Here is a 24177-nt window from a genome sequence, read left to right on the forward strand (position 1 = left end):
TTATTCAAACCATTCTGACTCACGATGTGTTTCTTGTGGGATGATGATTGTCTCATCCGGATTGTTTCTCAATTCAATAATATAATCAAAGTCTTCGTACACGCAATCGGTGTTTCGGACGTAAAGGTCTGGGTGTTCAATGACTTTTACGGCAGGCAACCGCATAACCTCACGGATCAGTTGACGATGTCGCTCATCCATCGTACGCGTAGAGACAGCTCCATCGATTATGTATACATGATCACCTTCACGCTCTTCTTCAAATAAAGAGGTCCGGACGGTCTGTTTCATCAGTGTCGATGACAAGAATAGCCACCGTTTGTTCGCACACACACTTGCTGCGACAATTGACTCTGTCTTGCCGACACGCGGGTTTCCCCGTACGCCAATCAACAGATGACGCTCTTCTTTCATCAGCTCTGCGACAAAATCTACGAGAATCCCTAAGTCTTCTCGGACGAAACGGAACGTTTTCTTATCATCACTGTCATGGTCGATGTATCTCCCGTGTCGAATCGCAATTCGGTCCCGTAACTTCGGGCGACGCAACTTGATCACGGCGATGGCTTCCATTCGTTTTAAAATATGCTCGAGTCGATGGACGTGATCAGCTGCAGGAGCTTTGAGCAACATGCCTCGACGCTGGAGGTCGACGCCGTTAATGGTGACGATGGAGATTTGAAGCATCCCCATGAGAGACGCGATGTCTCCAAGGATACCCGGTCGATTTTGACACAATTCATACTCGAGATACCACTCTTCGAATTTATGTTCCATCCTCAACCATCCTTTCGAGCGAGTTTGCTACCTAGCCTATTTTAAATTATTTTAGAAGAATTGAAAAGAACTGGTTTCTGCATCATGCCGAGATCATTGCCAACCGCCATCAATGCGCAACACGGTGCCAGTCATATATGAAGCATCCGGTGAACATAAAAAACGAATCGTCTTCGCCACGTCCTCAGTGGAACCTAGACGTCCAAGAGGAATGTCGTCCATCACGGTTTGTTTCGACTCTTCTACCGTATCATTCATTGGCGTATCAATCCACCCTGGCGTCACGGCATTGATCCGAACATGGAACGGTCCCGCTTCACGCGCGAACGCTTTAACGAACCCGATTTGAGCCGCCTTGACCGTAGAGTAAAATACTTCAGCCGCTGCTCCGACTTCGCCCCAAACACTCGAGACAATGACGATATCGAGTGGATGGTCATACGGTTTACAGGCTACGGTGGCTTGAATCAATCGAACCATGGCGCGTACATGCACCTCATAGAGATGGTCCAGCTCATCAATCGATTGGTCGACGACGAGACCATGTACCGCGTGGCCTGCTACATAAATGATTCGATCAACGGTATCAATCGACTTTATCCATTTCTCTACTGCTTCACGGTCGGATAAGTCACAAGTGACGATTTCCGCCTGTAACCTTTCCGACTCAATCATGCGACTGATCGTTACATGACCTTGATTCGCATGCAGGAGAAGATGGTCTTCACGAAAAGCGAGCGAGACGGCACGTCCAATGGCACCGCTCGCTCCAACAATCAACGTCTTCATGGCTTTTTGACGACACATACCGTACGTTGTTCGCGGCGGAACAAACGCTCGTATGATTCGTAAAGTTCATCTAATGTAATCGCATCAATCAAATTCGGAATCTCAAACAAGTTTCCATCATTGAGGGCATAGCGTGAGAACTGGTTCGCAATAAACTCTGGTGAATTCAACGCTTTTAAAAATTGCCCTTGCATCATCCGCTTCTTACGATCGAGCGTTTCTTGATTGAGCTCGAGTGGACGTTCTAATGCACTCGTGACACGCTCGACAAAGGCATCGACTTGAGACGTTTCCATCGACAAGGCGGCAAAAGCGAATGATTCTTCTGACGTATAGTCAAATGAGAACGCATCATCAATCAAACCTTCCGCATACAGTTCCGTGTAGAGCGGGGCTGTCGTGTCGAAGAGTGCATGCATGAGGAGTTCCACCGTCAACTCTTGTTTGAGGCCGGCTTCCCCTGCTTGCGGGACATCTTTATAGCCAATCATCACTTTCGGGACCGAGACGTCCATCTCAATGACGCGCTCTGATAGACGAACCGTGGCCGGTTCATCTATCGTCTCACGAGCACTCAACGGTGGTGCGTCAAATGATTTTGCGGCCTGATTGCTTTGAATCAGTTCGAGCATCTCATCTGGCTCGATGTTCCCGACTACGAACAACGCCATGTTGCTAGGGTGATAGAACGCCCGATGACACGTATACAAATCTTCTGCGGTGATTTTTGAAATCGATTCGATTGTACCGGCGATATCGATTTTGACTGGATGTGTCACATACATCGCTTCAATCAATCCGAAATAAAGACGCCATCCCGGATTGTCTTGATACATTTGAATCTCCTGACCGATAATGCCTTTCTCTTTCTCTACCGACTCTTTCGTGAAGTATGGTTCCTGAACGAAATTGAGTAGTGTTTGAACATTTTCCGGGACGTTCGATGTCGCGCCGAACAAGTAGGCCGTCCGCGTGAATGAAGTGAAGGCGTTCGCCGATGCTCCTTGGCGGCCGAACTGCTGGAAGACGTCGCCATCTTCTTTCTCGAACATTTTATGCTCTAAGAAGTGAGCAATGCCGTCTGGTACCTCTATCCAATCCTCTAATTTGAAGCGACGATCAATTGAACCGTATTTCGTCGTGAACGTCGCGAATGTTTTTTCATATCCAGTCTTCTTCAATAAATATACGGAGAGGCCGTTATCAAGAACGTGGTGATGTAATGTCTCTCCAACGTTTGGGAAATCTAGTTTCATGCTTCTCCTCCTTTCAAGCAATAGACAGCTTCGAGCGTGATCTCATTCGCAAGCGCAATGACATGGTCGCGTGTCGTATTTTCGATGATCGCAACCTCTTCATCGAGCGAAAACGGCCGTATGTCTGCGCCACTCATCCACCCAATCAACTGGCGTGGACTATCTCCTAGCTGACGACGTTGGTGGAATAACAGTTCTTTCGTCTGTTGCAACGTCTCGTCCTCAAACTCACCCGCCTGAAGAGCTTTCAATTGTTCTTCGATGATTTGTTCGGTCTTCTGCTGATTCGATGCATCGATTCCTGCATAGACGAATAGCTTTCGACTAAGCGAACTGTACTGCGAAGCGGCGTAGTATGCCAAGCTTTCCTTTTCACGGACGTTCATGAACAGCTTCGAATGCGGGAAGCCCCCGAACAATCCGTTCACGACTTGCATACGAATCGCATCTTCTGTGCGAGGGTCGACATCAAGCGCATAGGCGAGATGAAGTTTACTTTGTTTGATGTTTTGATGTTCTTCTAAGCGCTTGAATTCTCCTCGACTCGGTTCAGGTAAACGTCGCGGTTGACGCGTCCCGAGCGATTCGAGCGGGTTGAATGCCTGTTCGACCTGTGCACGGTCGACATCACCAACGACATAAATGTCGACGCGGTCGTTTTGAATCATCGATTGATATGCATCGAAAAGCGATTTCGGTGTGACATGGTCGAGCTGTTCGAGCGTTCCGAGTGAAGGGATGGCGAGTTCGCCTCCGAGCATCTCTTGTAGACGCTGCTGGGCGAAGCGCATCTTGTCATCATAGACGGATTCGATTCGCTGGCGCTGCAATCGACGTTCTTGCTCCACAATGAGCGGTTGAAACGCGCCGTCATAGACGTTCGGACGCAACAGTACTTCTTCGAGCAATTGAATCGCCTGACTAAGAACGTCTTCTCCGACGAGATGGTCATTGACGACTTCGAGCTGAAATTGAATGACATGCTCTTTGCCAATTTTTGATGCACCTGCGTAAAGGTTTGTATCGTACAAATCTTCTAGCGGTGTGTGAAATAATTCAATGGATGGATATGCTTCCGTCGATTTTTCCATGATAAATGGAAGTAGTGCTCGGTCTGCCACCGTGTCTTCAGACAGCGGAGCCGCAAACGAGACGAGGCACGTCGTCGTTTTAAATTTTTTGGTCGGATAGACCGAGTAGTGCAATTGATGTTGGAACTGTTCGATTCCTTTCATCAGCCGATCACTCCTTTTTTCGTTTTGGTTGAAACACGGCAGCGCCGCGTGCATATTCTTGGTCTGGTACGCCAGCGGCAACATTCGCATAACGTGCGACCGTAAACAAATAGTCACTCAATCGGTTGAAATATGGGAGCTGTCGGTCAGCGACACCGAGTGCTGTCAAATCCCGTTCGACACGACGGCAAACGGAACGTGCCACATGCAAGCTCGCCGACTCCACGCTTCCTCCTGGTAAGATGAACCGAACGAGTTCCGGACAAGACTTCTCCCATTCGTCCATCCATCGCTCAAGTTCCGTCACAATCGACAAGTCGACTGTTTTTGGAGGCGAATCCGTATACATCAGCTCTGACCCGAGGTCGAACAGGTCGTGTTGAATCTTCGTCAACTGTTCGCGGAGCGACGTGTCGGTCTGATGCGCAATCGCCAATCCGATGTGACTGTTCAATTCATCGAGAAGTCCCATCGCTTCGATTTGAGGATGATGTTTGTCGACACGGCTCCCAATCAAAGACGTTTCACCCGTGTCACCCGTGCGTGTATATCGTTTCATTCGGCTCCCCCCTCAAAATGCCACAAATGGTGACTCAGACGAGTCACCATTATGTATTGTGTGGTTGTTCAAATGGTAAGTAAATCTCAAACGTCGTTCCGACACCAAGTGTACTCGATACGCTGACCGTCCCATGATGGGCATCGACCACGTTCTTCACGATGGCGAGACCAATCCCCGTACCCGTCTTCGATCCACTCGTTCGCGCCTTGTCAGCTTTATAAAATCGCTCGAACACGAACGGTAAGTCTTCTTTCGGGATACCGTGACCCGTGTCGGTCAATCGAATCTGTAATCCGTCAGTTCCTTCAGTCGCCTCGATTCGAATTTCTCCGGAATCGGTATGGGCAATCGCGTTACCGATCAAGTTCGTGAACACTTGCTCGAGTCGGTCTCCGTCTGCCTCCATCAGTCGATGTGGTACATCCGTCTGTAATCGAATCTCTTTCTCAGCTGCCATTTGATTGAATTTCCGCATGACACGTGGAAGGAAGTCACCGATATCGAACGAAGTGAAGTGCATCGTTTCTTTACCCGATTCAATGCGAGCTAAATCAAGCAAGTCGTTGACGAGACGTGCAAGTCGAAGTGATTCATCATAAATGATCGATGCAAACTCTTTCGTCGCCTCGTCACTCTCTGTCATCCCATCGATAATCGCCTCTGAATAACCTTGTAGCGTCACGAGCGGTGTCCGAAGTTCATGACTAATATTTGCAACGAAGTCGGTCCGCATCTTATCGAGACGATGACTTTCAGATGTGTCACGAATGACAACGACGGCCCCCTCAAAATCGTCTTCTCCGATGAGCGGCGTGACCGTCAACGTATAATAACGGTCATCTTGTTTCACTTCAATCGTCTTCTCTGCCGTCCCTTCCATCACTTCTTCATAGAGTGACAGAACAACTTCATGTGGCTGGCCGTCTTGAAGTAATGGACTAGCCTGCGGATTCGTGACGATCACGTTGGCATGACGATCGAGCGTGATGACGCCGTCCGCCATCGATCGAAGGATGGAGGCAAGTTGCAGCCGTTCTCGGTCTAACGCATCGACATATTTCGCCAGTTGACTACTCATTGCGTTGAAGGAAGCGGCGAGTTCTCCGATTTCGTCTCGTGTCTTCGTCTCAAGACGCAAGTCAAATTGACCTTCCCCCGTCTTATTGACCGCATCTCGCATCGCTCGAAGCGGTGCCGTGATTCGTGTCGATAAGAAGAAGGCAAATACAGTCGTCACGATGATGGCCGAAGCGACCGTCCAAAGAATAATCGTTCGAGCACCGGCATTCGCACTCGAGATCGCATCGAGCGGTTCGAATAAGTAGAGCGTATATTGACCGGTCGATAATGAGAACGTCGTCCGGTAAGCAAGTGCGGCTTGATCATCAAATGAAGAGAAATTGCCAATGGCCGTCTCACCGACCGCCTGATAGGATTCCCAATCTTGACGTTCCAATTCGACCATCAGCCCGTCCACTTCATTCCCAAAGTTCGATCGTACAGTACCGTTTTCTAATATATAATTCGCACCATATACTTCGATGATTTGATCGATCGTCTGGGACGTATCACCTTCATTCAACAATACCGACTGAACCTGTCCCCCCAGTTTTGCGAGATGACCACGCTCTTGGTCGATGTGAAAAGAATTGAAAAATTCAAGCATCAATACCGAGACGATGAATAAGATGACACTGACCAAAACGAGAATCGTCAGCCACAGTTTCGTGACGATGCTGTTTCGACGAATCATCATTCACTCGCAGCTTCGAACTTGTACCCGACACCCCATACGGTCGTGATCATATGAGCCGCATCCGGTGAGACACGATTCAATTTCTCACGAAGACGTTTCACATGCGTATCGACGGTCCGAAGGTCTCCGAAAAATTCATAGTTCCATACTTCTTTCAATAACTGTTCACGTGAAAAGACTTTATCGACTTGCTTCGCAAGGAAAAACAGTAGTTCATACTCTTTCGGTGTGAGCGCAATCTCCTCCCCATCGACCGTGACACGGTGAGCATCATTGTCGATCGTCAAATGTGGGAATACGATCAAATCTTTCGATTTCTCACTCGTCTGCATGAACTTAGTCGAGCCAGAGCGACGAAGGAGCGCCTTGACGCGAAGGACGACTTCACGAGGACTGAATGGTTTGACGATATAATCGTCTGCTCCGACTTCAAATCCTTGGACACGATCAATTTCTTCACCTTTCGCCGTGAGCATGATGACCGGTGTCGCTTTCGTTTTCCGAAGTTCTGTACACACTTCGACACCATCCATCTTCGGCATCATCAAATCGAGCAGGATGACGTCATATTCATTCTCAAGAGCAAGGGCAAGCGCCTCTTCTCCATTGACGGCTTCTTCAATCACATATTGTTCGCGTTCTAAGTACATTTTCAAAAGTCGGCGAATTCTCTCTTCGTCATCGACTACTAAAATCTTCGTTTTCTCAGCCATACTTGAAACCCTCCTAAGACCCATTACGAGTTGTAGCGAATGTTGCACAATTGTGAACATTCCACTCCCTGCCATAACTATACCACTCTATTATTTCGCTTCACAACGATGATTTGATGGACCAAATGAAAAAGAAGTCACAATTGTGACTTCTTTCGCGTCATGCATATGAATGAAGACCGGCGATGACCAAGTTAACAAAGACAAGGTTGAACATGATGATGGCAAAACCACCTACACATAACCATGCCGCTTTCGTTCCGGTCCAGCCACGCTGAATGCGCATATGCAAGTAGTAAATATAAATAAGCATCGTAATGAGGGCCCATACTTCTTTCGGGTCCCAGCCCCAGAAACGGTTCCAAGCAATCTGTGCCCAAATCATCGCGAAGATCAATCCTCCGAGAATAAAGACGGGTAACCCGATTGCGACTGAACGGTAGCTAATCTCATCTGCGAGATCAAGATCGACTTTTTTCGCAAGCGGTTGAAGCGCTTCGGCGATTCGTTTGCGCAAAATGACGAATCGGAGCAATGCATAAATGACGACACCACCGATGACGGACCAGATGAGTGTGTTTAATTTAAGCGTATTGATCCAGTTCGGCAATTCAAGCGACAAACCGCTCGCGCCCGACAACAGTTGCGCCCCTTCTGGTACGAATAGGATTGGCATGAGGTATTCATACGTCTCGGCCTGGCCACGGTCATTCGTAAATTCGACGACACCACCAGCACCGATTCCTTTAAAGAGCATCGACACGATGATAAACCCGAGCGTACACATGAGTACGAACATCGTCACTTCAAGCCAAGTCCGTGATTTAGACTGTTCTTTCATCGATGTCTCATTCAATAAGAAAATGAGACCTGACGCAAAGCTGATTGCCAAAATCCCTTGTCCGAGCGCTGCCGTCGTAACGTGAATTTTTAACCATACACTGTTAAGTGCAGGAATGAGCGGTGCGACTTCACTCGAGAACATCGAGGCGAATGCGATGACGAGTAACGCCACCGGCATCGCGAACAATCCGAGTACATCATTTTTATAAATCCCGTATACGACAAGAAACCCGAGCACCATCATCATGCCGAAGAATGTCGTATATTCATATAAGTTTGATACCGGCGCATAGCCGACACCTGCCCAACGCATAAAGAAATATGTCATTTGGGCGACAAATCCGATAATCGCTAAGATGAAGGCATACTTCCCATAGGCGACACGGTTGACGTTCCGATCCTTACGCATACCACTAACGGCAATTGTAAAGAGAACCGTCGAGATTGCGTATAGGAAGAACGCGATAAACAGCATACGGCTGCTCCATTCAATCCATTCCATCAAGATTCCCCTCTTTCATCTGTTGACTCGTTTTCCGGCTTCGAAGTGAATCTCGCCTGGTCTTCCCACATCGGTAAACCGGTCTGTTCTAGTAACGGCGAAACCTCTCGTCGGAGCGAGGACGGGTTTTTATTCGTAAATCCTGCGACGAGCACCTCATCTTCGTGACGACGAATCCAGACGCGTCGATGCGGCCAATACATCCCCATCACAATACCAATCATGAAGATTGTCGCACCGACAATCAGAATCGGATACGTGGAGTCACTCTTAACACGTAGACCGCTCGTACTTGCCATCTCTGTACCAGCGAATTGCACCTCATAGCGGTTCTCCTCATCGGCGACGTTGAGACGAATACCGATCAAGTTTGACTCTGTTTCACCTTCTGGTGATTCGACATTGAAGAAGAAGGCAGGATTCAGGGCACGTGGTGATTTCGTGTTCGGTTGTCCGTCCTTCACTTCGAAATCAGGATACAAGTCTTTCAAAGTGACTGTGACGCCATTCAAGTCATACGATTTTTCTGGATTCTCGAGGTCGACCTTGAACGGTCCATACTCGTCACCTGTCTGTTTATCGGCGAGCATGAACGACATCGACAAAAACTCCGGACGACTTGAGTATTGCTCTTGATACACTTCATATTTTTCGAACTTAAAAGGGTGGTTGACTTTCGTCGAACCGACATCGACTTGTTCGAGTTGCGGCGATCCGTCCTCGTTCGTTCCCGTTTTCTTAAATAATGTCAGTTCCGTCTCATAATTTTTCGGTACGGCTCCTGCTTTTTCAATGGCAGCTGCGAATTTCGCATCTTCCTCGTTATTTTCCGGGTCATACATCTCCAGAATAAACTGGTCATTCCGTAAGTAGTACTCTCCATCAGTCGCCTCTAACGAAACTGTATCTCCTTCACGCACCCATTCAAGCGTATCCGTATGGAATGCTGGGAATACACGGAGCATCGCCCCGAGGAAAAAGATGACGAGACCAACGTGGTTCACGTATGGACCCCAACGACCAAAACGGTGTTTTTCCGCCAATAAGGCATCTCCATCCCGTTTGACATTGTAGCGTTTTTTCTTGAGCGAAGCTTCCATCTCATCAATTTGTGCTTCCGTCCCTTCGCCTTGTCCGAAGAGTCGTTGTCCTTTCATAAAGCGTTCTGTCCGTCTAACTGGTTGGTTCTTGAGCGCTTTATAGAGCGGGACTCCACGGTCAATCGATACGACGATGAGTGAGAGTGTCAACATGACGATGAGACCGATATACCACCAAGATGTGTATAGGTTATGGAATCCAAGTGCATAATAAATCGAACCTGGCGTCCCGTACTCCTCCAAATAATATTGTTCTGGAGGCAACTGTTGTGGGATATACATTTCTTGCGGGAAGATCGTCCCGATTGCTGAACCGACAATAATCAGCGCAATCAACCACAATCCCACTTTGACCGATGCGAAGAAGTTCCACACCCGGTCAATGACCGATTTTGGACGACGCTTCGACCGTAAATCAGCGCCTTCATATTTCATATCTAGCATCTGTGCGTCCCCCGTTCGCTTACAATGACTTCTCGGCTAGCTCCATCAATTTCTCTTTCGTGAGTTCACCTTCATACTTTTCAATTACATTCCCTTCACCATCGATGACGAATGTGACAGGTAAATTATAAATGCCATAGGCTTTCTCGACTTCGCTCTTCGTGTCCATCAAGATTGGATAGTCAAGACCGACACCTAGGTCGTTAATAAAGTTATCGACACGAAGCGGCGTTTCACCGACATTCACCGCCCAAAAATCGACGCCCATATCTTGAAGTGTTGCGTAATTTTCTTGAACGACTGGCATCTCTTTCTTACACGGTTCACAGAATGTACCCCAGAAGTTAAGAAGCATGCCTTTCCCTTCGTAGTTTTCACGTTCGTAAAGGGTCGAACCGTCGAGTGTAACGAGTTTGAAATTCGGTGCCTCGTCCCCTGCCTCGATCCGTCCGTCATTACCGGCTTGGTCGAACAATTGCATGACGGTGATGGCTCCCGCAAAGAGAACGACCGTCATAATCATCAAGCGCCAAAATGACCTCTTTTTCTTTTTCGCGACCGCTTGTTCCATCCGGTCGTCTTTGTTTTGATCTTTTGTCATCGTTTTCACACCATCCTTCAGTTGCTATTGTACTGAAAAAACATTAAAAACGCACATTAACAGACTTTTTTCATTTTTTTGTCACACAATCTACACAATCAAAAAAATCATCCTATTTCAGGACGATTTTTTGTTGTTATTTTTTCTTCTTTTTGCCTCGTGGTTTCGGTGGAACAGTCGGGTTCGCAAGTTCACGAAGTTTACTGATTTCCTTATGCGAGAGTTCACGCCAATCGCCTGTGTTGAGACCGTCGAGCGTCAAGAAACCGAATTGTTCACGCTTCAATTTGATGACCTCCGAACCGATTGCCTCGACCATGCGACGGATTTGACGATTATGTCCTTCCGAGATGACGATTTCAAGAATTGCCGTGTTCTTTTTCTGGTCCACAGACTTCATTTTCACTTTCGCGCTACCCGTTTTAAATCCGTCATCGAGCTGAACGCCTGACTCAAGTTGTTTGATTGCCAAATAAGATGGGATATTCTTCACTTTTGCCACATAGCGCTTTTGGATTTTATATTTCGGGTGGGTCATCATGTTCGAGAACTCTCCATCGTTCGTCAAGATGATGAGTCCTGTCGTGTTATAGTCAAGACGTCCGACCGGGAAAACACGCGCGCCTGGTGGTACGAGGTCTGTGATCACTTTACGTCCTTTATCATCATCTACCGTCGACACATAGCCACTCGGTTTGTAGAGTAAGTAGTAGACATGCTCTTCTTGTTCGATTTTGACGCCGTCAACCTCGATCTCTGACTTCGGTCCGACCTTCGTCCCGAGTTCACGTACTACTTTTCCGTTGACGCGAACGCGACCATCCAAAATCATTTCTTCTGCTTTTCGACGCGAGGCGACCCCCGCTTGTGCGATTACTTTTTGCAAACGTTCCATATGATTAATCCTTCTCCAATCTCTCTTCTTGCTTCGGTGATTCCTGACCGAAGAACAAATCGCCTTCGTCTGTCAGTTCATCCTCAAATGTTAATGGTGGTAGTTCCTCGAGCGAATTAAATCCGAAATGGTCGAGGAAATGCTCTGTCGTGCGATACAACTTCGCACGACCAATCGTTTTTGCACGGCCTGCCGATTCAATCAACCCTTTTGACAATAGCGTATGAATGACTCGCTCTACTTTGACGCCACGAATCTCCTCGATATCCGCTCGCGTGACCGGTTGCTTATAGGCGATGATGACGAGCGTCTCCATTGCCGCGCGTGAAAGTGCCTGCTCGGCCATCGTCCCAACATATTTTTGAATGTATGGGGACACTTCCGGAACGGTCACGAGTTTGTACACGCCTGCCGACTCCATCAGTTGGAACGGGCGGTTCGAAGTTTTGAAAGAAGCTTCTAATTTACTGAGCTGTTCTCTCGCAGCAGCCTCTGAAATATCGAGCGTCTCCGCGAGCGCACGGACTTCCATTCCTTCGTCGCCGACGACAAACAATAATCCTTCAATAATCGTTTCATAAGACAGCAACCGCTTCATCCCCTTTCTTTGATGATTCGATGAACGAGATTTGAATGTCTTGGTCAAGTTGCTTCGTTTCGACGACCCGTAGCTTGATCAGCTCAAGAAGCGCCATAAACGTTACCACGAGATCCGAGACGTTCGGTCGTTCTACAAAAAAGGCGAAAAACGAAGTTTGTCGTGTTGAGGACACATGTTCATGAAGTCTTGTCATCTGTTCTTCAAGAGTTCGCTCTTCACGTTTGATCGTCTTTTTGCGCCGCTCTTTCCAACGCTTTCGCTCAATCATTTTGGAATAGGCGTGGAGAAGATCCGAGAAGTTGAGCGGTCCGTCATATTTTGACACTTCTTCTGACATGTAGTTCGTCAAATCTTCTCCCGGTCGCGTATACAGTTCAAGACGATGTTCTTCCTGCTCACGCATGAAAACGACTGCTTCTTTATATGCTTTGTATTCAATCAATTGACGAATGAGTCCCTCACGCGTCGGTTCTTCGCTGAAGTCTGGGACATCTTCATCCTCGACCTGAACAGGCGGTAGTAACTGTTTACTCTTTAACTGGAGCAACGTCGCCGCCATGACCAAGTATTCACTGGCCACGTCGAGTTCAAATTTTTGCATCGTGCGAATATAGCCGACATACTGGTCAGTGACTTCTGCCACGGAAATGTCGACGATATCAATCTCCATTTTTCCGATCAAATGGAGCAACAGGTCGAGTGGACCTTCGAACGTATCGATTTTAACGTTATAGGCTTCCATAGAGACACCTGCCATTTTACATTTTTGCGCTTTAGTATAACATGTTTTATAACACCGTGGACACGAAAGGAGAAAATTGATTCATGACCCCTTTTATTCATTATACGTTGCTTTTTGAATGTCATGCCGATTATTTCGAATGTCATGAGGTTTTAGAAGAGGCGTGGCAGGCGGACGACCGTCGTCACCATGGCTATGCGGCACTCATCCAATACGCTGTCATTCACTATCATCTTCGGCGAGACAATCTCATCGGTGCGAAAAAAAGCTTGCGACTCTTACGTCGAAAGATCGACGTCGCTGCCCCTTTTTTAAGTGAGCTTGGACTTGATGTCGATTCGTTCATCTCCCAACTTGATGAATGGCCGCTACAGACGACGCTTCCCTTAACACAAAACGTTCGTGAGACGGTCGAATCATTGAAACCGACGTTCCCGACGACGGACCTGTCGTTCGAGGAATTGGTTCATAAGCATTTGCATCGCGACCGTAGTGACGTCATCACAGAACGGGAGTTGGCACTTTTAGAACGGCAACGCACGAGAACTTGACGTCAAGCTTCAACACGGATTCTTTTTGTGATCAATAAAGATCTTTTTCACCTTCTCGAACTTTATCAACCAATCCTCGAGATCGCTCTGATCATGTAAATATCGGGAAGGTGTTTCAAGTAAATCCATGCCATAGATTGTTTGTAAGCAGGACCAAACCACTTCGTCGGAAGCTGTCCAATCAAAACCATCTATATTTTCATATTGTTCCATCCACTGATATGCCCAGTCAGAGATTTCTTCTCTCGTCCGTTCATGCCTGAGCACTTGCTCCAATCGATTAATCAATTCTTCGATTGTTACTCGATTCATGAATTCACCTCATTTACCGTGTTGTCGTGATCGCACTCTGCAACATGTAAAACCCCCGCAGTCACGCTTCGTGATTGCGGGGGTTTTTATCGTCAGACGACTAATTGATTCCATTTATCCAATAAATCGCCCGTCTTGCCTGTACCGGTTAACGTCAAATCAAGTGGAAGTACGTTTCTCACCTCGTCTAGAAGCTCGTAAGAACGTTTCTCGCCACGGAATGATGGCGACAAGGCGATATGGTCGATGACCATCGTCGTTCCTTGTTGCTCCATTCCAATGATGCCAACGAAGTCTTCATCGACTTTCCACAAATAGAGGAACTTCGACTCCTCCTCGTCGTACAATCGGACGAGTTCAAGCAAGCTAAGCGGAGATTTGTCACTGCATGAAAATGCGAGTAGACCCATCGCCGTCTTTTCATAAGAACGTTTATATTTGACCAGCATCGCTGGGTTCACCACCTTTAGTCATTCAAGTTTCACGGTGTGAAGACGTGAGAGACATGGTTCATTGTGCCATAACCTTCAGGCAAAAATCAATTCTCGTCCCAAACCTTCACTTCTGCCATCTTCGTTCCTTGACGAAGTTTGACGGCGTGCTCAAGACCAGATGTCACTTTACCGAACACTGTGTGGACACCGTCCAAGTGTGGTTGTGGCTCATGGACGATGAAGAACTGTGAAGATCCTGTGTTACGTCCAGCGTGTGCCATCGAGAGTGATCCCGCTTCGTGTTTGTGTGGGAAAGATGTCGACGTCTCACACGGAATCGTGTAACCTGCGCCACCCATTCCTGTTCCTTGTGGGCAACCGCCTTGGCTGACGAAACCAGGAATGACACGGTGGAACGTCAATCCGTTATAAAATCCGCTGTTTGCAAGCTTTTCGAAGTTTTCGACTGTAATCGGCGCCTCGTTGTGGAATAAATCAAATTCAATCATTTCGCCGTTTTCAAGTTTCATAGAACCTTTTTTCATGTTTCAAGCAACCCCTTTATCAAAATATGTATCCTACTGTTTTACACTCACATTACCCATCTTATCAAAAAAACACGTCTGTCTCCACTTTTTTTGTGGAAACAGACGTTCTGCCTTATTGAATGACAGCGTGAACGAGCGGACGTGCTTCTGGTTTTGTCGCACCAATCGTGTACGCGTGATCTAAACGTTCGACTGCTGAAGACATGTCTTCGATGTTCGAGCGGAGTACAGCGATCACATCGCCCGCCTCGACACGGTCGCCGACTTTCTTCTCGAGCGTGATACCTGCCGCGAAATCGATTTTATCTTCCTTCGTCGCCCGACCAGCTCCGAGGAGCATCGCAGCGACACCGACTTCGTCAGCAATGATCGATTCGACGTAACCCGCTTCTTTTGCGACGAACGTCGTCTCAAATGATGCTTGTGGTAATTTTGTCACGTCATCGACGAGTGACGAATCTCCACCTTGTGCTTCGACGAACTTACGGAACACCTCGAGGGCATGACCGTCAGCAATCCGTTTTTCAAGGTCTGCATACGCTTCTTCGAACGTCGGATAAAACTCACCAAGTACGGCCATGTGTCCTGCGATTGTGAGTGCGATTGTTTTCAAGTCTTCTACTTCTTTGCCCGAGAGGACTTCAATTGCTTCTTTCACTTCGTTTGCATTCCCGATTTCAAACCCGAGTGGTTGGTCCATGTCTGTGATGACAGCGACTGTCTTCCGACCGACATTCTTCCCGATTGCGACCATCTCTTCTGCAAGAGCTTTCGCATCATCGAACGACTTCATGAACGCACCAGAACCCGTCTTGACGTCGAGGACAATACTGTCAGCTCCAGCCGCAATCTTTTTCGACATGATCGAGCTCGCGATGAGCGGAATCGACTCAACCGTAGCCGTTACATCACGGAGTGCATAGAGACGTTTGTCCGCAGGCGTCAAGTTCCCTGTTTGACCGATAATCGACATCTTGATGTCGTTTACTTGTTTTGTGAATTGTTCTTCTGTCAATTCGACGTTAAAGCCTGGGAATGATTCGAGTTTATCGATCGTACCACCTGTATGACCGAGACCACGACCACTCATTTTTGCAACTGGAATTCCGATTGACGCAACGAGTGGTGCGACAATCAAGCTGATCTTGTCACCGACTCCGCCCGTTGAGTGTTTATCGACTTTCTTCCCTTCGATGTTCGAAAGGTCGATCGTATCGCCTGACTTCACCATTTCCATCGTCAAGGCTGCCGTCTCGTTTTCAGTCATCCCATTGAAGTAGATGGCCATCGACAATGCCGACATCTGATAGTCAGGGATCGTTTCGTTCGTAAACCCTTCCACGACGAAGCGAATCTCCTCTTCGTTCAATTCTCCACCGTTACGTTTTTTCAAAATCAAATCGACCATACGCATAGCTGTCGTCCTCCTAGAAATAAGTTACTTACATACTTTTAATCGTGCCGCGAACGAGTGAAAGGAAGTCTTGACGAACACGTTCTGTCGTTTCAATGACTTCTTCATGGTTAAGTGGTTGATCTAATATACCAGCTGCCATGTTCGATACACACGAAATCCCAAGGACGCGCATATCAGAGTGACGTGCAACGATGACTTCTGGGACCGTCGACATTCCGACGACATCGCCACCGAGAAGACGTGCCATTTTTACTTCGGCTGGCGTCTCGTAAGTCGGACCCGTGTTCCCGAAGTAAACCCCTTTTTGTACGGAGAGACCGAGGTCTGAAGCAACGCGCTCTGTCAATTTCACGAGTTCTTTATCATACGCTTCCGACATATCTGGGAAGCGCGTTCCGAATTCGCTCGCATTTTTCCCAATGAGTGGGCTCGTTCCGAAGAAGTTGATGTGATCTGTGATAATCATCAAATCTCCAGGGTTGAACGACTCGTTACAAGCGCCCGCAGCGTTCGTGACGATGAGTGTCTCGACACCAATCAATTTGAGGACACGAACCGGGAACGTCACTTGTTCCATCGAGTATCCTTCATAGAAGTGGAACCGTCCTTGCATCGCGACGACGTGCTTTCCTTCAAGTTCCCCGAACACGAGTTGTCCTGCATGTCCTTCGACGGTTGATACCGGGAAGTGCGGAATCTCCTCGTAAGGGATTGCAACCGGGTTCTCAATTTCGTCCGCAAGGACCCCAAGACCTGACCCGAGAATAAGTCCGATTTCTGGTGTATCACCCATACGCTCCTGCAAAAACGCTTTTGTTTCGTTCCAATTTACCATGAATGTTGCCTCCTCAAATTTCGTTTAAGAAACTCTTTCCGTTTGATGGTGTTTCAACGTCAAAGTTGTCAGCCACTGTCGCACCGATATCTGCGAACGTAGCACGAATGCCTAAATCAACTGCTTTCGCTCCATTGTGATGAACGATGAGCGGGACGTATTCACGTGTGTGATCAGTTCCAGCGTGTACTGGATCGTTCCCATGGTCCGCAGTGATGATGAGTAAATCGTCTTCACGAAGACGTTCCATTACTTCTGGTAGACGAGCATCGTATTCTTCAAGGGCAATCGCATAGCCTTCAGGATCACGACGATGACCGAACAAAGCGTCAAAGTCTACCAAGTTCAAGAAGCAAAGTCCTTCGAAGTCTTCCTCGAGGGAATCGACCAACTTGTCCATCCCGTCCATGTTCGATTTCGTACGGATTGCTTTCGTCACGCCTTCGCCATCGTAGATATCACTGATTTTGCCGAGGGCGATCACATCTTTCCCTGCTTCTTCAAGCGTGTTCATGACTGTCTTACCAAAAGGTTTGAGTGCGTAGTCATGACGATTTGCCGTACGTACCCAAGCACCTGGCGTACCGATGAACGGACGAGCGATAATGCGGCCGAGCATATATGGATCTTCACGTGTGATTTCACGCGCGTATTCACAAATCCGGTACAACTCGTCGATCGGCACGATTTCTTCATGTGCAGCGATTTGTAGAACCGAGTCTGCAGATGTATAAACGATGAGCGCACCTGTCTCGACATGTTCTTCGCCGAGCTCGTCTAAGATAGCTGTCCCCGATGCCGGTTTGTTCCCGATCACTTTACGGCCACTGAACTCTTCAAGACGATGAATTAAATCATCCGGAAACTCTTCAAAGACACGGAACGGTGTCTCGATATGAAGGCCCATGATTTCCCAGTGACCTGTCATCGTATCTTTACCAGCCGAGATTTCTTCCATACGACCGTATGCACTCGGTGTCTCCGATGCGTCGATCCCTTGAATCGGCTTTATGTTCGCGAGTCCGAGTTTTCCCATGTTCGGCATGTTCAACCCGTTATGCTCACGAGCGATATGTCCGAGCGTGTCCGCCCCTTTGTCACCGAACTGTTCGGCATCCGGTGCTTCACCGATCCCAACCGAGTCCATGACGACTAAGAATATACGTTTAAACTTCTTCACAAAAAATTCCTCCTTTTCGGTGTCTAGGCACGAGGGTGATGCTTGCGATACACATCATGTAACCGCGACTTATTGACGTGTGTGTACACTTGCGTCGTCGCTAAATCCGCATGACCGAGCATCTGTTGAATGGCACGTAAGTCCGCACCGTTCTCGAGTAAGTGTGTCGCAAAGGAATGACGGAGTACGTGAGGTGTGATCTCCTTGTCGATTCCAGCAAGCTTGGCACGTCGTTTGATCATCTTCCAAAATCCTTGACGACTGAGCCGTCCTCCTCTGCCGTTTAAAAAGAGCGCTTCGGTTTCTCTGCCGCCAAGACCGTTACGAGCTTGTTGAATATATCGCTCGACAAACCCTTGCGCGACGGACGAGACCGGAATGATTCGAGCGCGCTCGCCTTTCCCTTCACATTGTAGATACCCCAATTCGAACTGCAAATCATCCAAATCAAGACCTAAAAGTTCACTGACCCGCATTCCTGTCCCATATAGTAGCTCGAGCATCGCCCGGTCTCGAAGCGAGAGCGGATCGGATGTCGGTACACTATCCAAGAGACGTTCTACTTCCCCTTGCGACCAAGTATCGGGAAGGTGTTTCTCTGCTTTTGGCGACTCTAGATAAAGAGATGGATCGGTCGTTGTGACCCCAGTCATTTTTAGATGATGATGGAACATCCGGATTGAACTGACGGCCCGTCTTAACGACGACGAGGCACGACCAGCCTGTGACAGTTCTTCGATATGTTTGACGATATGGGAACGCGTCACATCGTTCCAATCTTCCACCCCCAACTGGGTCAAGGTCGATGCGTACTGCGTCAAATCGCTCGCATACGCCTGTCTCGTGTTTGCGGACATCCGCTTTTCAACCGTCATGTACTGAAGAAATGACTCGATATGCGAACGCATCATACCCTCCTCCTTCCTCGTTTCACCTGAATACGCTTACAGCATATCACTTATGTAAACTGTTGTGAAGATGTCTGACCTCATTTTTTAATCACTTTTTTGTGACAAAATAACCGTGACTATTTTTTCTTATGAGTACAACAAAAAACCATCCTCATTCAAGGATGGTTTGCATGTAAGATTAACCGTTGATGACTGCTTTATGACCTTCAAGCGTGACGCCTTTTGCTTGGCATACTTTACAGATGCCATGAAACGTCAAGCGATGGTCTTTAATGAGAAATTCGTATTTGCTCTCGACTTTTTTCTCGACATCGACGAGCAAGTCTTCCATGATTTCCTCGACCGATCCGCATTCGACACAGACGAGATGGTGGTGCGAATGATTCGCGCCTTCCGGACGCAAGTCAAAGCGTGCGACCCCGTCGCCGAAATTGACTTTATCCACGACACCAAGCTCGGTCAGTAACTCGAGTGTTCGATATACTGTGGCGAGTCCGATTTCTGGTGCGATGCTCTTGACGAGCATAAAGACGTTCTCCGCACTCAAATGGTCACTCTCATTCTCAAGTAAGATGCGAACCGTCGATTCACGTTGTGGTGTCAATTTATATCCTTTGGCGCTCAATTGCTGTTTAATTCGTTCAATTCGCGTTTCCATAAGGCGCCCCCTCTTTACATAGTTCACTACACAAAGCATACCGAAGTTTTAATCAATTTTCAATTTAAAATCATTACTATGTAAGTTTACCATATAAAAATTTAGATTAGAATTATTTTAATCTGGACAATTGCCACCATTGAATCGCCATGATTGTCTTCGCATCAGTGATGATCCCTCTGTCTAGCAAATCGACGACCTCATCAAAGCTATAACGTTTCACATTTAAAAATTCATCTTCATCTAAATTCATCTCGCCAGCTGATAATCCCTTTGCGACAAAGACATCGACGCGTTCACTGCAAAAACCTGGTGCCCCGTAGAAAGAAAAGATTTTTTCAAGCGACTCTGCCGAATATCCGGTCTCTTCTGCTAATTCACGTTCGGCACTCGCCACCGGATCTTCTCCCTTTTCGAGTTTTCCGGCAGGGATTTCAAGTGACATCGACTCGAACGCCTTACGATACTGCTCCACCATGACGATGTTGTCCGATTCATCGATGACGAGCACGGCGACGGCCCCATTGTGATAGACGAGTTCACGCACAGACGTGTTTCCATTCGGAAGGGAGACGACGTGCTTTTCCACATCGAAAATCTTACCTTGATAGATGACTTCCCGCTCAATCGTTTTTTCTTCCATATGATTACTCCTCACTTTTCGATATACTCTGATTATGAGTCAAACCAACATTTCGAACAAGGAGGAATCCATATGAGTGAACTCGGACTCGGAACGATGACGATTTTGAAGCATGGAGAGACTGAGGCGAAGAAAATTCTGGAGACTGCGATTCAGTCCGGTATTCGCCATATCGATACAGCAGATGTCTATGCACGACAAGCTGTCGAGCGCGTGATCGGGGAAACGTTAGGTCAGGAACGAAAACACCTTTTTTTAGCGAGTAAAGGCGGAAACGAACTGACCGAGGACGGCATGCGCTGGAATCCTAATCCATCCTACTTAGAGGAAGCGTTACACGGATCGCTCGAACGATTGCAAACAGATTATCTCGATTTATATTATATTCACGGCGGTACGCTTGAGGATAACCTCGACGCAACGATTGAATGGGCACAAAAACAAAAGCGCGATGGTCTCATCCGACAAATCGGACTCTCATCGATTCGACCGAATGTCATCAACTATTGGATCGAGTCAGGTACTCTCGATGTACTCATGACGCCATATTCACTTCTTGACCGACGACCAGAAACGCTTGAGACGTCGATTCCCATCGTCGGTCGCGGCGTCCTTGCCAAAGGACTCTTGACAGATGAATGGGAGACACGTTTAGGCGATAAAGGATTCGAGGCGTGGCGAAAAGAGGAACTTCCAAGTGAATTGGCGATGATGCCTAAACCGATTCAGGCGTATGCACTCGCAGCCGCGAAACGGTTCTGTGACGTCGTCTTGCCCGGTGCCTCTTCAGTCAAGCAGTTGAAGGAGACAATTCGCGCATTCGAGACTGAAGTCGATGAAGAAGTGCTAGACCGACTACTCGCCCGTCTACCGATTCATCCTTATACAAAACACGTGACCTGAGCTGTTCAGGTCACGTGTTTTTCATTACGCGCTTTAATCTGTTCAATCGCCCAGTCTGCCCATCCGGCATAGTTTTCCATCATCCGAATCGCATATTCACTCGTTAACAAATAGCCGAGCGTATCTTCATCGGATTGATGTTCTTCCTGAAACATCCGAATTTGTTGAGCGACTTGTTCGTGATGGGCTTTTGTCTCTTCGATATATCGAACTGCTTCTTCGACCGGTAACAATTGAAGCAAACTGACTCGCAACAGATTCTCATCTTTCATTTTTGGTTGAAACGATGTCGGTTGACGAAGCCAATTGATCAACTCTTCACGTCCTTGATCCGTGATCGAATATATTTTCTTATCTGGCAACTCCTGTTGCGAAATATGCTCCGCTGAGACAAGTGCATCTTCTTCCATCTTTAACAGTTCCCGATAAATCTGTGTATGATGTGCGTTCCAAAAATGAATCATCTGCGCCTTGAACGTCGCGTTCAGGGCGTACCCGGTCGCAGGCTGATGGGTCAATAACCCGAGCAATGCGTGACGTAACGCCATATCCATCACCTTTTCCTTATCATGCTATTTTTATAAGTGTATCACATTCTTCTATGGATTCGAGAATGCCAATCTGTTGACGACTCGTTTAAAACCCGACAAAATAGATAGAAGAAAGGAGAGTTGTCTATGCAACCGATTCATTCATCACAACAATTTGACGAAGCTACTAAAGATCATGGAATGGTGGTCTTCACCACATCATGGTGCCCGGACTGCAAACGTCTGGACATGTATGTTGACGAGCTCGTCAAAGACTATCCACAGTTTAACTGGCATGTCGTCGACCGCGACGCACTCCCAGAATTATCTGATGCACAAGAAGTTCGCGGCATCCCTTCACTTCTTTATTATAAAGACGGGGTAAAACAAGAACACCTCCACTCGGCGAACGCCAAGACGGAGATGCAAATCCGTTCATTCCTCGATACGATTCAAGCATGACCTGATTCCTGCAGACCATTCAGCTGCAGGATTTTTTGTACACGCATCTGTCATTCTCGATTATACTGTAAGAAATATCCAAACGAGAGTGGTGAATGAATATGACAAGTACTCGCTTTTTCACAGGGTTATGTTTGACCATTTTGATGTTAACCGGTTGTATGCACCCATCGACTTCGTCATCTACATATTCTGATGATGAAGCGGACGCCATCAAAAGTGCCGTTTTATTTTTGGAGCAGATGGATTGGCTGCCGGTAAATGAAGATTCAAAACAAGCCACGATTCAATCGATCAAGGTCGATGATCGTTATGAGCTACTCGACTCACAATTTAAAGAAACACACGCTTGGCTCATCACATTTCCAACTGATTCGCAGCGCACGATTGAAATTCCACACGTGCTCGTCGATCCTGAATCAAACGAAGTGATCGGTTATTTGCCGAGTGAATGAAACATCTCACCATCCACTAATTATAATGACGCACATATCGCGAGTCGATGAATCGCTTCAAATAATATGGAAGTCGTCCATGCCACGTGAATCGTCCGAATGTCAACAATGCATGTCCTGATGTCGTCAATAAAATATTCAACGATTGACGCTTCCGAAAAGGTCGGGTCGTTTCACCGAGTAACCGCTTGGCGACATAACGCCCCGACCTGACAGCATCGACACCCCCATTCAAATTAGATGCCATGTCTCCGGTCACATAAATCGTTCTGAACTGGTCATGACGCAAATACGCATCCGTCTCGATGAACATGTCTGGTTTTGCGAGTCCGGACTCAGCCCACCATTCTAGGGGAACAACACTAGTCGCATCTAGTAATAGTCCTTCTGATGAGTCTTCATGAAGCTGTTGCTTCACGACCATGATGCCTGACTTCACTAAAAGACGTTCGATTTGTTTTCTAGTGTGAGCCGGCGCCTCTGGCAAGATCCGTTTTGCATATAGCGTCACGTTCTTCGTCCGAGCGCAAGTGAACGCCAATTCCACCCCGGCCTTCCCCCCACCGACGATTGTCACTTCCTGACTCAAATCGATCTGTTCGAGTAGAGCTTGTGTCATCGGTTTAAGTGGTGTCCCAATTCCCCTGCTTTTTGCACCCGTCGCGAGCACGAGTTGATCGTAGTGAATCGCCCCCTTTTCCGTTTGTACGGTCTGCTCGCGAGGATCAATCGAGATGACTCGTTCTGCGACCGGTTTGAGTTGAGGTGGCCTCACAGTGGCGGTCGGCATCAGTTTCGCAATGACTTGTGGAAACGCACCGGTATACACCGTCTGTCTTCCTCCGATGAATCGAACTTCGTAGTGCTCTTGAATCTCCTCTAAACGATCAAGAATCTCAAGTTGACCGTGACCAAGTCCTGCCAACACTAATGTTGGTTTCATCGCAAAATCCTCCGCGCCTCAATGAAACGTTGTGTAATCGTCATCACTTCAAGCAACAAAAAGATGAGTGCGATTCCACCAACCCAGTTCGGGAAGAGAATCATCAATGTGAATAAGATGAAACATTCTGTTCGTTCGATGATTCCTGGTTGATAATAAAACGTCTTTTCCGATTTCCTTGAACTACTTGCCCCGACAGCTAAAAATAGTGTCATCGCAATGACGAACGAGGCAATCAATATTAGAAAGATTGGCATATATTCCGGGTAACGAAGTGCGAGGGCAATCACGACCGATAGTTCGACAAACCGGTCTAACACGAGGTCGAGTACCGTTCCAAAACCACTCGTTTTAGATTTTCGGGCCATCGTCCCGTCTAATACATCAAACAAACCAGAGAGCCACAATAAGATGACGGCAGTCCAGTGCATGTCATTATAAATAAAGATTCCTGTTGAGACTCCTATCATTCCACCAAGGATTGTCACTTCATTCGGTGTAAAGTTCCACTTGAGCAGTCGATCCGCCCCTCGTTCTATGACAGGTTGTACGTAACGACTTCCGTACGTATCGAGCATA

General features: G+C 47.4%; 29 protein-coding genes. 4 read left to right on the forward strand and 25 right to left on the reverse strand.

Annotated features, from left to right (window positions below; translation table 11 throughout):
- From KNO91_RS09685 to KNO91_RS09745, 13 genes are all read right to left on the reverse strand, one after another.
- Positions 1-777, reverse strand: a complete 777-nt coding sequence (locus tag KNO91_RS09685; RefSeq protein WP_012726484.1) for a YmfK family protein — start codon at positions 775-777, stop codon at positions 1-3.
- A gap of 93 nt (positions 778-870) precedes the next feature.
- Positions 871-1566, reverse strand: a complete 696-nt coding sequence (gene ymfI, locus KNO91_RS09690; RefSeq protein ID WP_214817752.1) for an elongation factor P 5-aminopentanone reductase — start codon at positions 1564-1566, stop codon at positions 871-873.
- Positions 1563-2822 (reverse strand): EF-P 5-aminopentanol modification-associated protein YfmH, encoded by a 1260-nt coding sequence (yfmH, locus tag KNO91_RS09695; RefSeq protein ID WP_214817754.1) that lies wholly within the window; start codon positions 2820-2822, stop codon positions 1563-1565. The genes ymfI and yfmH overlap by 4 nt, the downstream gene beginning before the upstream one ends.
- On the reverse strand, positions 2819-4057 hold the full coding sequence (yfmF, locus tag KNO91_RS09700; protein ID WP_214794777.1) for an EF-P 5-aminopentanol modification-associated protein YfmF: 1239 nt from the start codon (positions 4055-4057) through the stop codon (positions 2819-2821). Before yfmF ends, yfmH begins: the two co-directional genes overlap by 4 nt.
- 7 nt (positions 4058-4064) lie before the next feature.
- Entirely contained in the window at positions 4065-4616 is a 552-nt protein-coding gene (locus KNO91_RS09705; RefSeq protein WP_214817756.1) for a cob(I)yrinic acid a,c-diamide adenosyltransferase, read from the reverse strand.
- Between the two features lie 49 nt (positions 4617-4665).
- A complete protein-coding gene (locus KNO91_RS09710) occupies positions 4666-6372 on the reverse strand; it encodes a sensor histidine kinase (RefSeq protein WP_251126609.1) in 1707 nt (568 codons plus the stop codon).
- On the reverse strand, positions 6372-7088 hold the full coding sequence (locus KNO91_RS09715) for a response regulator transcription factor (protein ID WP_026825821.1): 717 nt from the start codon (positions 7086-7088) through the stop codon (positions 6372-6374). Before KNO91_RS09715 ends, KNO91_RS09710 begins: the two co-directional genes overlap by 1 nt.
- Before the next feature lie 160 nt (positions 7089-7248).
- Positions 7249-8433, reverse strand: a complete 1185-nt coding sequence (gene ccsB, locus KNO91_RS09720) for a c-type cytochrome biogenesis protein CcsB (RefSeq protein ID WP_214794771.1) — start codon at positions 8431-8433, stop codon at positions 7249-7251.
- Entirely contained in the window at positions 8433-9977 is a 1545-nt protein-coding gene (resB, locus tag KNO91_RS09725) for a cytochrome c biogenesis protein ResB (protein WP_214787659.1), read from the reverse strand. Before resB ends, ccsB begins: the two co-directional genes overlap by 1 nt.
- 19 nt (positions 9978-9996) lie before the next feature.
- On the reverse strand, positions 9997-10578 hold the full coding sequence (locus KNO91_RS09730; RefSeq protein ID WP_214794769.1) for a redoxin domain-containing protein: 582 nt from the start codon (positions 10576-10578) through the stop codon (positions 9997-9999).
- A gap of 136 nt (positions 10579-10714) precedes the next feature.
- Entirely contained in the window at positions 10715-11473 is a 759-nt protein-coding gene (locus tag KNO91_RS09735; protein WP_214787653.1) for a pseudouridine synthase, read from the reverse strand.
- A 4-nt stretch (positions 11474-11477) separates the two neighbouring features.
- Positions 11478-12071, reverse strand: a complete 594-nt coding sequence (scpB, locus tag KNO91_RS09740) for an SMC-Scp complex subunit ScpB (RefSeq protein ID WP_214787650.1) — start codon at positions 12069-12071, stop codon at positions 11478-11480.
- Positions 12049-12816: a segregation/condensation protein A gene (locus KNO91_RS09745; RefSeq protein WP_214692804.1), complete on the reverse strand. Its 768-nt coding sequence runs from the start codon at positions 12814-12816 to the stop codon at positions 12049-12051. The genes scpB and KNO91_RS09745 overlap by 23 nt, the downstream gene beginning before the upstream one ends.
- An 83-nt stretch (positions 12817-12899) precedes the next feature.
- Here KNO91_RS09745 and KNO91_RS09750 point away from each other — a divergent pair, with 83 nt between their 5' ends.
- On the forward strand, positions 12900-13367 hold the full coding sequence (locus KNO91_RS09750; protein ID WP_214794767.1) for a DUF309 domain-containing protein: 468 nt from the start codon (positions 12900-12902) through the stop codon (positions 13365-13367).
- Positions 13368-13376: 9 nt separating this feature from the next.
- Here KNO91_RS09750 and KNO91_RS09755 read toward each other — a convergent pair whose 3' ends face one another.
- The 9 genes from KNO91_RS09755 to KNO91_RS09795 all read right to left on the reverse strand — a co-directional run bounded on the left by KNO91_RS09755 (position 13377) and on the right by KNO91_RS09795 (position 20305).
- Complete coding sequence (locus tag KNO91_RS09755) at positions 13377-13679, reverse strand: hypothetical protein (protein ID WP_214817757.1); 303 nt, start codon at positions 13677-13679, stop codon at positions 13377-13379.
- A gap of 92 nt (positions 13680-13771) precedes the next feature.
- Positions 13772-14128 carry a GNAT family N-acetyltransferase gene (locus KNO91_RS09760; protein ID WP_214787644.1) on the reverse strand — a complete coding sequence of 119 codons (357 nt, stop codon included), beginning with the start codon at positions 14126-14128 and terminating at the stop codon, positions 13772-13774.
- Positions 14129-14217: 89 nt separating this feature from the next.
- On the reverse strand, positions 14218-14658 hold the full coding sequence (locus KNO91_RS09765; RefSeq protein WP_214787641.1) for a peptidylprolyl isomerase: 441 nt from the start codon (positions 14656-14658) through the stop codon (positions 14218-14220).
- A gap of 115 nt (positions 14659-14773) precedes the next feature.
- Positions 14774-16075: a pyrimidine-nucleoside phosphorylase gene (locus KNO91_RS09770; RefSeq protein WP_214794763.1), complete on the reverse strand. Its 1302-nt coding sequence runs from the start codon at positions 16073-16075 to the stop codon at positions 14774-14776.
- Positions 16076-16103: 28 nt separating this feature from the next.
- Positions 16104-16913, reverse strand: a complete 810-nt coding sequence (locus KNO91_RS09775) for a purine-nucleoside phosphorylase (RefSeq protein ID WP_214817758.1) — start codon at positions 16911-16913, stop codon at positions 16104-16106.
- A gap of 13 nt (positions 16914-16926) precedes the next feature.
- The gene (gene deoB, locus KNO91_RS09780; protein WP_214794761.1) at positions 16927-18093 is read right to left on the reverse strand and encodes a phosphopentomutase; all 1167 of its coding nucleotides are present in this window, start codon (positions 18091-18093) and stop codon (positions 16927-16929) included.
- Positions 18094-18116: 23 nt separating this feature from the next.
- Positions 18117-19001, reverse strand: a complete 885-nt coding sequence (gene xerD / locus KNO91_RS09785) for a site-specific tyrosine recombinase XerD (protein WP_214787632.1) — start codon at positions 18999-19001, stop codon at positions 18117-18119.
- 181 nt (positions 19002-19182) lie between these two features.
- On the reverse strand, positions 19183-19662 hold the full coding sequence (gene fur, locus KNO91_RS09790; protein WP_012726507.1) for a ferric iron uptake transcriptional regulator: 480 nt from the start codon (positions 19660-19662) through the stop codon (positions 19183-19185).
- A 112-nt stretch (positions 19663-19774) separates the two neighbouring features.
- Positions 19775-20305 (reverse strand): NUDIX hydrolase, encoded by a 531-nt coding sequence (locus tag KNO91_RS09795; RefSeq protein ID WP_214787629.1) that lies wholly within the window; start codon positions 20303-20305, stop codon positions 19775-19777.
- Between the two features lie 72 nt (positions 20306-20377).
- Between KNO91_RS09795 and KNO91_RS09800 the strand changes: the two genes are divergently transcribed.
- A complete protein-coding gene (locus tag KNO91_RS09800) occupies positions 20378-21208 on the forward strand; it encodes an aldo/keto reductase (RefSeq protein ID WP_214817759.1) in 831 nt (276 codons plus the stop codon).
- Between the two features lie 5 nt (positions 21209-21213).
- On the opposite strand, the gene KNO91_RS09805 is transcribed toward KNO91_RS09800, so the two are convergent.
- Positions 21214-21756 carry a PadR family transcriptional regulator gene (locus tag KNO91_RS09805; protein ID WP_214787625.1) on the reverse strand — a complete coding sequence of 181 codons (543 nt, stop codon included), beginning with the start codon at positions 21754-21756 and terminating at the stop codon, positions 21214-21216.
- Between the two features lie 129 nt (positions 21757-21885).
- Between KNO91_RS09805 and KNO91_RS09810 the strand changes: the two genes are divergently transcribed.
- On the forward strand, positions 21886-22200 hold the full coding sequence (locus tag KNO91_RS09810; protein ID WP_214817760.1) for a thioredoxin family protein: 315 nt from the start codon (positions 21886-21888) through the stop codon (positions 22198-22200).
- A 161-nt stretch (positions 22201-22361) separates the two neighbouring features.
- The gene (locus KNO91_RS09815; protein WP_214817761.1) at positions 22362-22655 is read left to right on the forward strand and encodes a hypothetical protein; all 294 of its coding nucleotides are present in this window, start codon (positions 22362-22364) and stop codon (positions 22653-22655) included.
- 16 nt (positions 22656-22671) lie between these two features.
- Here the strand turns inward: KNO91_RS09815 and KNO91_RS09820 are convergent, their stop codons facing one another.
- Positions 22672-23598: an NAD(P)/FAD-dependent oxidoreductase gene (locus tag KNO91_RS09820; protein WP_214817762.1), complete on the reverse strand. Its 927-nt coding sequence runs from the start codon at positions 23596-23598 to the stop codon at positions 22672-22674.
- Positions 23595-24176: a CDP-alcohol phosphatidyltransferase family protein gene (locus KNO91_RS09825; RefSeq protein ID WP_214794753.1), complete on the reverse strand. Its 582-nt coding sequence runs from the start codon at positions 24174-24176 to the stop codon at positions 23595-23597. The genes KNO91_RS09820 and KNO91_RS09825 overlap by 4 nt, the downstream gene beginning before the upstream one ends.
- Position 24177: the final 1 nt, after the last annotated feature.

Source organism: Exiguobacterium sp. s59 (assembly GCF_018617475.1).
Taxonomy (GTDB): domain Bacteria; phylum Bacillota; class Bacilli; order Exiguobacteriales; family Exiguobacteriaceae; genus Exiguobacterium; species Exiguobacterium aestuarii.

Bases quoted from the DNA above. Each gene is read 5' to 3' on its own strand.
- scpB (WP_214787650.1), bottom strand. From the start codon at position 12,071: ATGAAGCGGTTGCTGTCTTATGAAACGATTATTGAAGGATTATTGTTT.
- KNO91_RS09765 (WP_214787641.1), bottom strand. From the start codon at position 14,658: ATGAAAAAAGGTTCTATGAAACTTGAAAACGGCGAAATGATTGAATTT.
- resB (WP_214787659.1), bottom strand. From the start codon at position 9,977: ATGCTAGATATGAAATATGAAGGCGCTGATTTACGGTCGAAGCGTCGT.
- KNO91_RS09800 (WP_214817759.1), top strand. From the start codon at position 20,378: ATGAGTGAACTCGGACTCGGAACGATGACGATTTTGAAGCATGGAGAG.
- KNO91_RS09810 (WP_214817760.1), top strand. From the start codon at position 21,886: ATGCAACCGATTCATTCATCACAACAATTTGACGAAGCTACTAAAGAT.
- yfmH (WP_214817754.1), bottom strand. From the start codon at position 2,822: ATGAAACTAGATTTCCCAAACGTTGGAGAGACATTACATCACCACGTT.
- KNO91_RS09770 (WP_214794763.1), bottom strand. From the start codon at position 16,075: ATGCGTATGGTCGATTTGATTTTGAAAAAACGTAACGGTGGAGAATTG.
- KNO91_RS09820 (WP_214817762.1), bottom strand. From the start codon at position 23,598: ATGAAACCAACATTAGTGTTGGCAGGACTTGGTCACGGTCAACTTGAG.
- KNO91_RS09745 (WP_214692804.1), bottom strand. From the start codon at position 12,816: ATGGAAGCCTATAACGTTAAAATCGATACGTTCGAAGGTCCACTCGAC.
- KNO91_RS09805 (WP_214787625.1), bottom strand. From the start codon at position 21,756: ATGGCGTTACGTCACGCATTGCTCGGGTTATTGACCCATCAGCCTGCG.
- KNO91_RS09755 (WP_214817757.1), bottom strand. From the start codon at position 13,679: ATGAATCGAGTAACAATCGAAGAATTGATTAATCGATTGGAGCAAGTG.
- fur (WP_012726507.1), bottom strand. From the start codon at position 19,662: ATGGAAACGCGAATTGAACGAATTAAACAGCAATTGAGCGCCAAAGGA.
- KNO91_RS09715 (WP_026825821.1), bottom strand. From the start codon at position 7,088: ATGGCTGAGAAAACGAAGATTTTAGTAGTCGATGACGAAGAGAGAATT.
- KNO91_RS09750 (WP_214794767.1), top strand. From the start codon at position 12,900: ATGACCCCTTTTATTCATTATACGTTGCTTTTTGAATGTCATGCCGAT.
- yfmF (WP_214794777.1), bottom strand. From the start codon at position 4,057: ATGAAAGGAATCGAACAGTTCCAACATCAATTGCACTACTCGGTCTAT.
- KNO91_RS09760 (WP_214787644.1), bottom strand. From the start codon at position 14,128: ATGCTGGTCAAATATAAACGTTCTTATGAAAAGACGGCGATGGGTCTA.
- ymfI (WP_214817752.1), bottom strand. From the start codon at position 1,566: ATGAAGACGTTGATTGTTGGAGCGAGCGGTGCCATTGGACGTGCCGTC.
- KNO91_RS09705 (WP_214817756.1), bottom strand. From the start codon at position 4,616: ATGAAACGATATACACGCACGGGTGACACGGGTGAAACGTCTTTGATT.
- KNO91_RS09825 (WP_214794753.1), bottom strand. From the start codon at position 24,176: ATGCTCGATACGTACGGAAGTCGTTACGTACAACCTGTCATAGAACGA.
- KNO91_RS09815 (WP_214817761.1), top strand. From the start codon at position 22,362: ATGCACCCATCGACTTCGTCATCTACATATTCTGATGATGAAGCGGAC.
- KNO91_RS09775 (WP_214817758.1), bottom strand. From the start codon at position 16,913: ATGGTAAATTGGAACGAAACAAAAGCGTTTTTGCAGGAGCGTATGGGT.
- KNO91_RS09710 (WP_251126609.1), bottom strand. From the start codon at position 6,372: ATGATTCGTCGAAACAGCATCGTCACGAAACTGTGGCTGACGATTCTC.
- KNO91_RS09730 (WP_214794769.1), bottom strand. From the start codon at position 10,578: ATGACAAAAGATCAAAACAAAGACGACCGGATGGAACAAGCGGTCGCG.
- KNO91_RS09735 (WP_214787653.1), bottom strand. From the start codon at position 11,473: ATGGAACGTTTGCAAAAAGTAATCGCACAAGCGGGGGTCGCCTCGCGT.
- xerD (WP_214787632.1), bottom strand. From the start codon at position 19,001: ATGCGTTCGCATATCGAGTCATTTCTTCAGTACATGACGGTTGAAAAG.
- KNO91_RS09685 (WP_012726484.1), bottom strand. From the start codon at position 777: ATGGAACATAAATTCGAAGAGTGGTATCTCGAGTATGAATTGTGTCAA.
- KNO91_RS09795 (WP_214787629.1), bottom strand. From the start codon at position 20,305: ATGGAAGAAAAAACGATTGAGCGGGAAGTCATCTATCAAGGTAAGATT.
- ccsB (WP_214794771.1), bottom strand. From the start codon at position 8,433: ATGGAATGGATTGAATGGAGCAGCCGTATGCTGTTTATCGCGTTCTTC.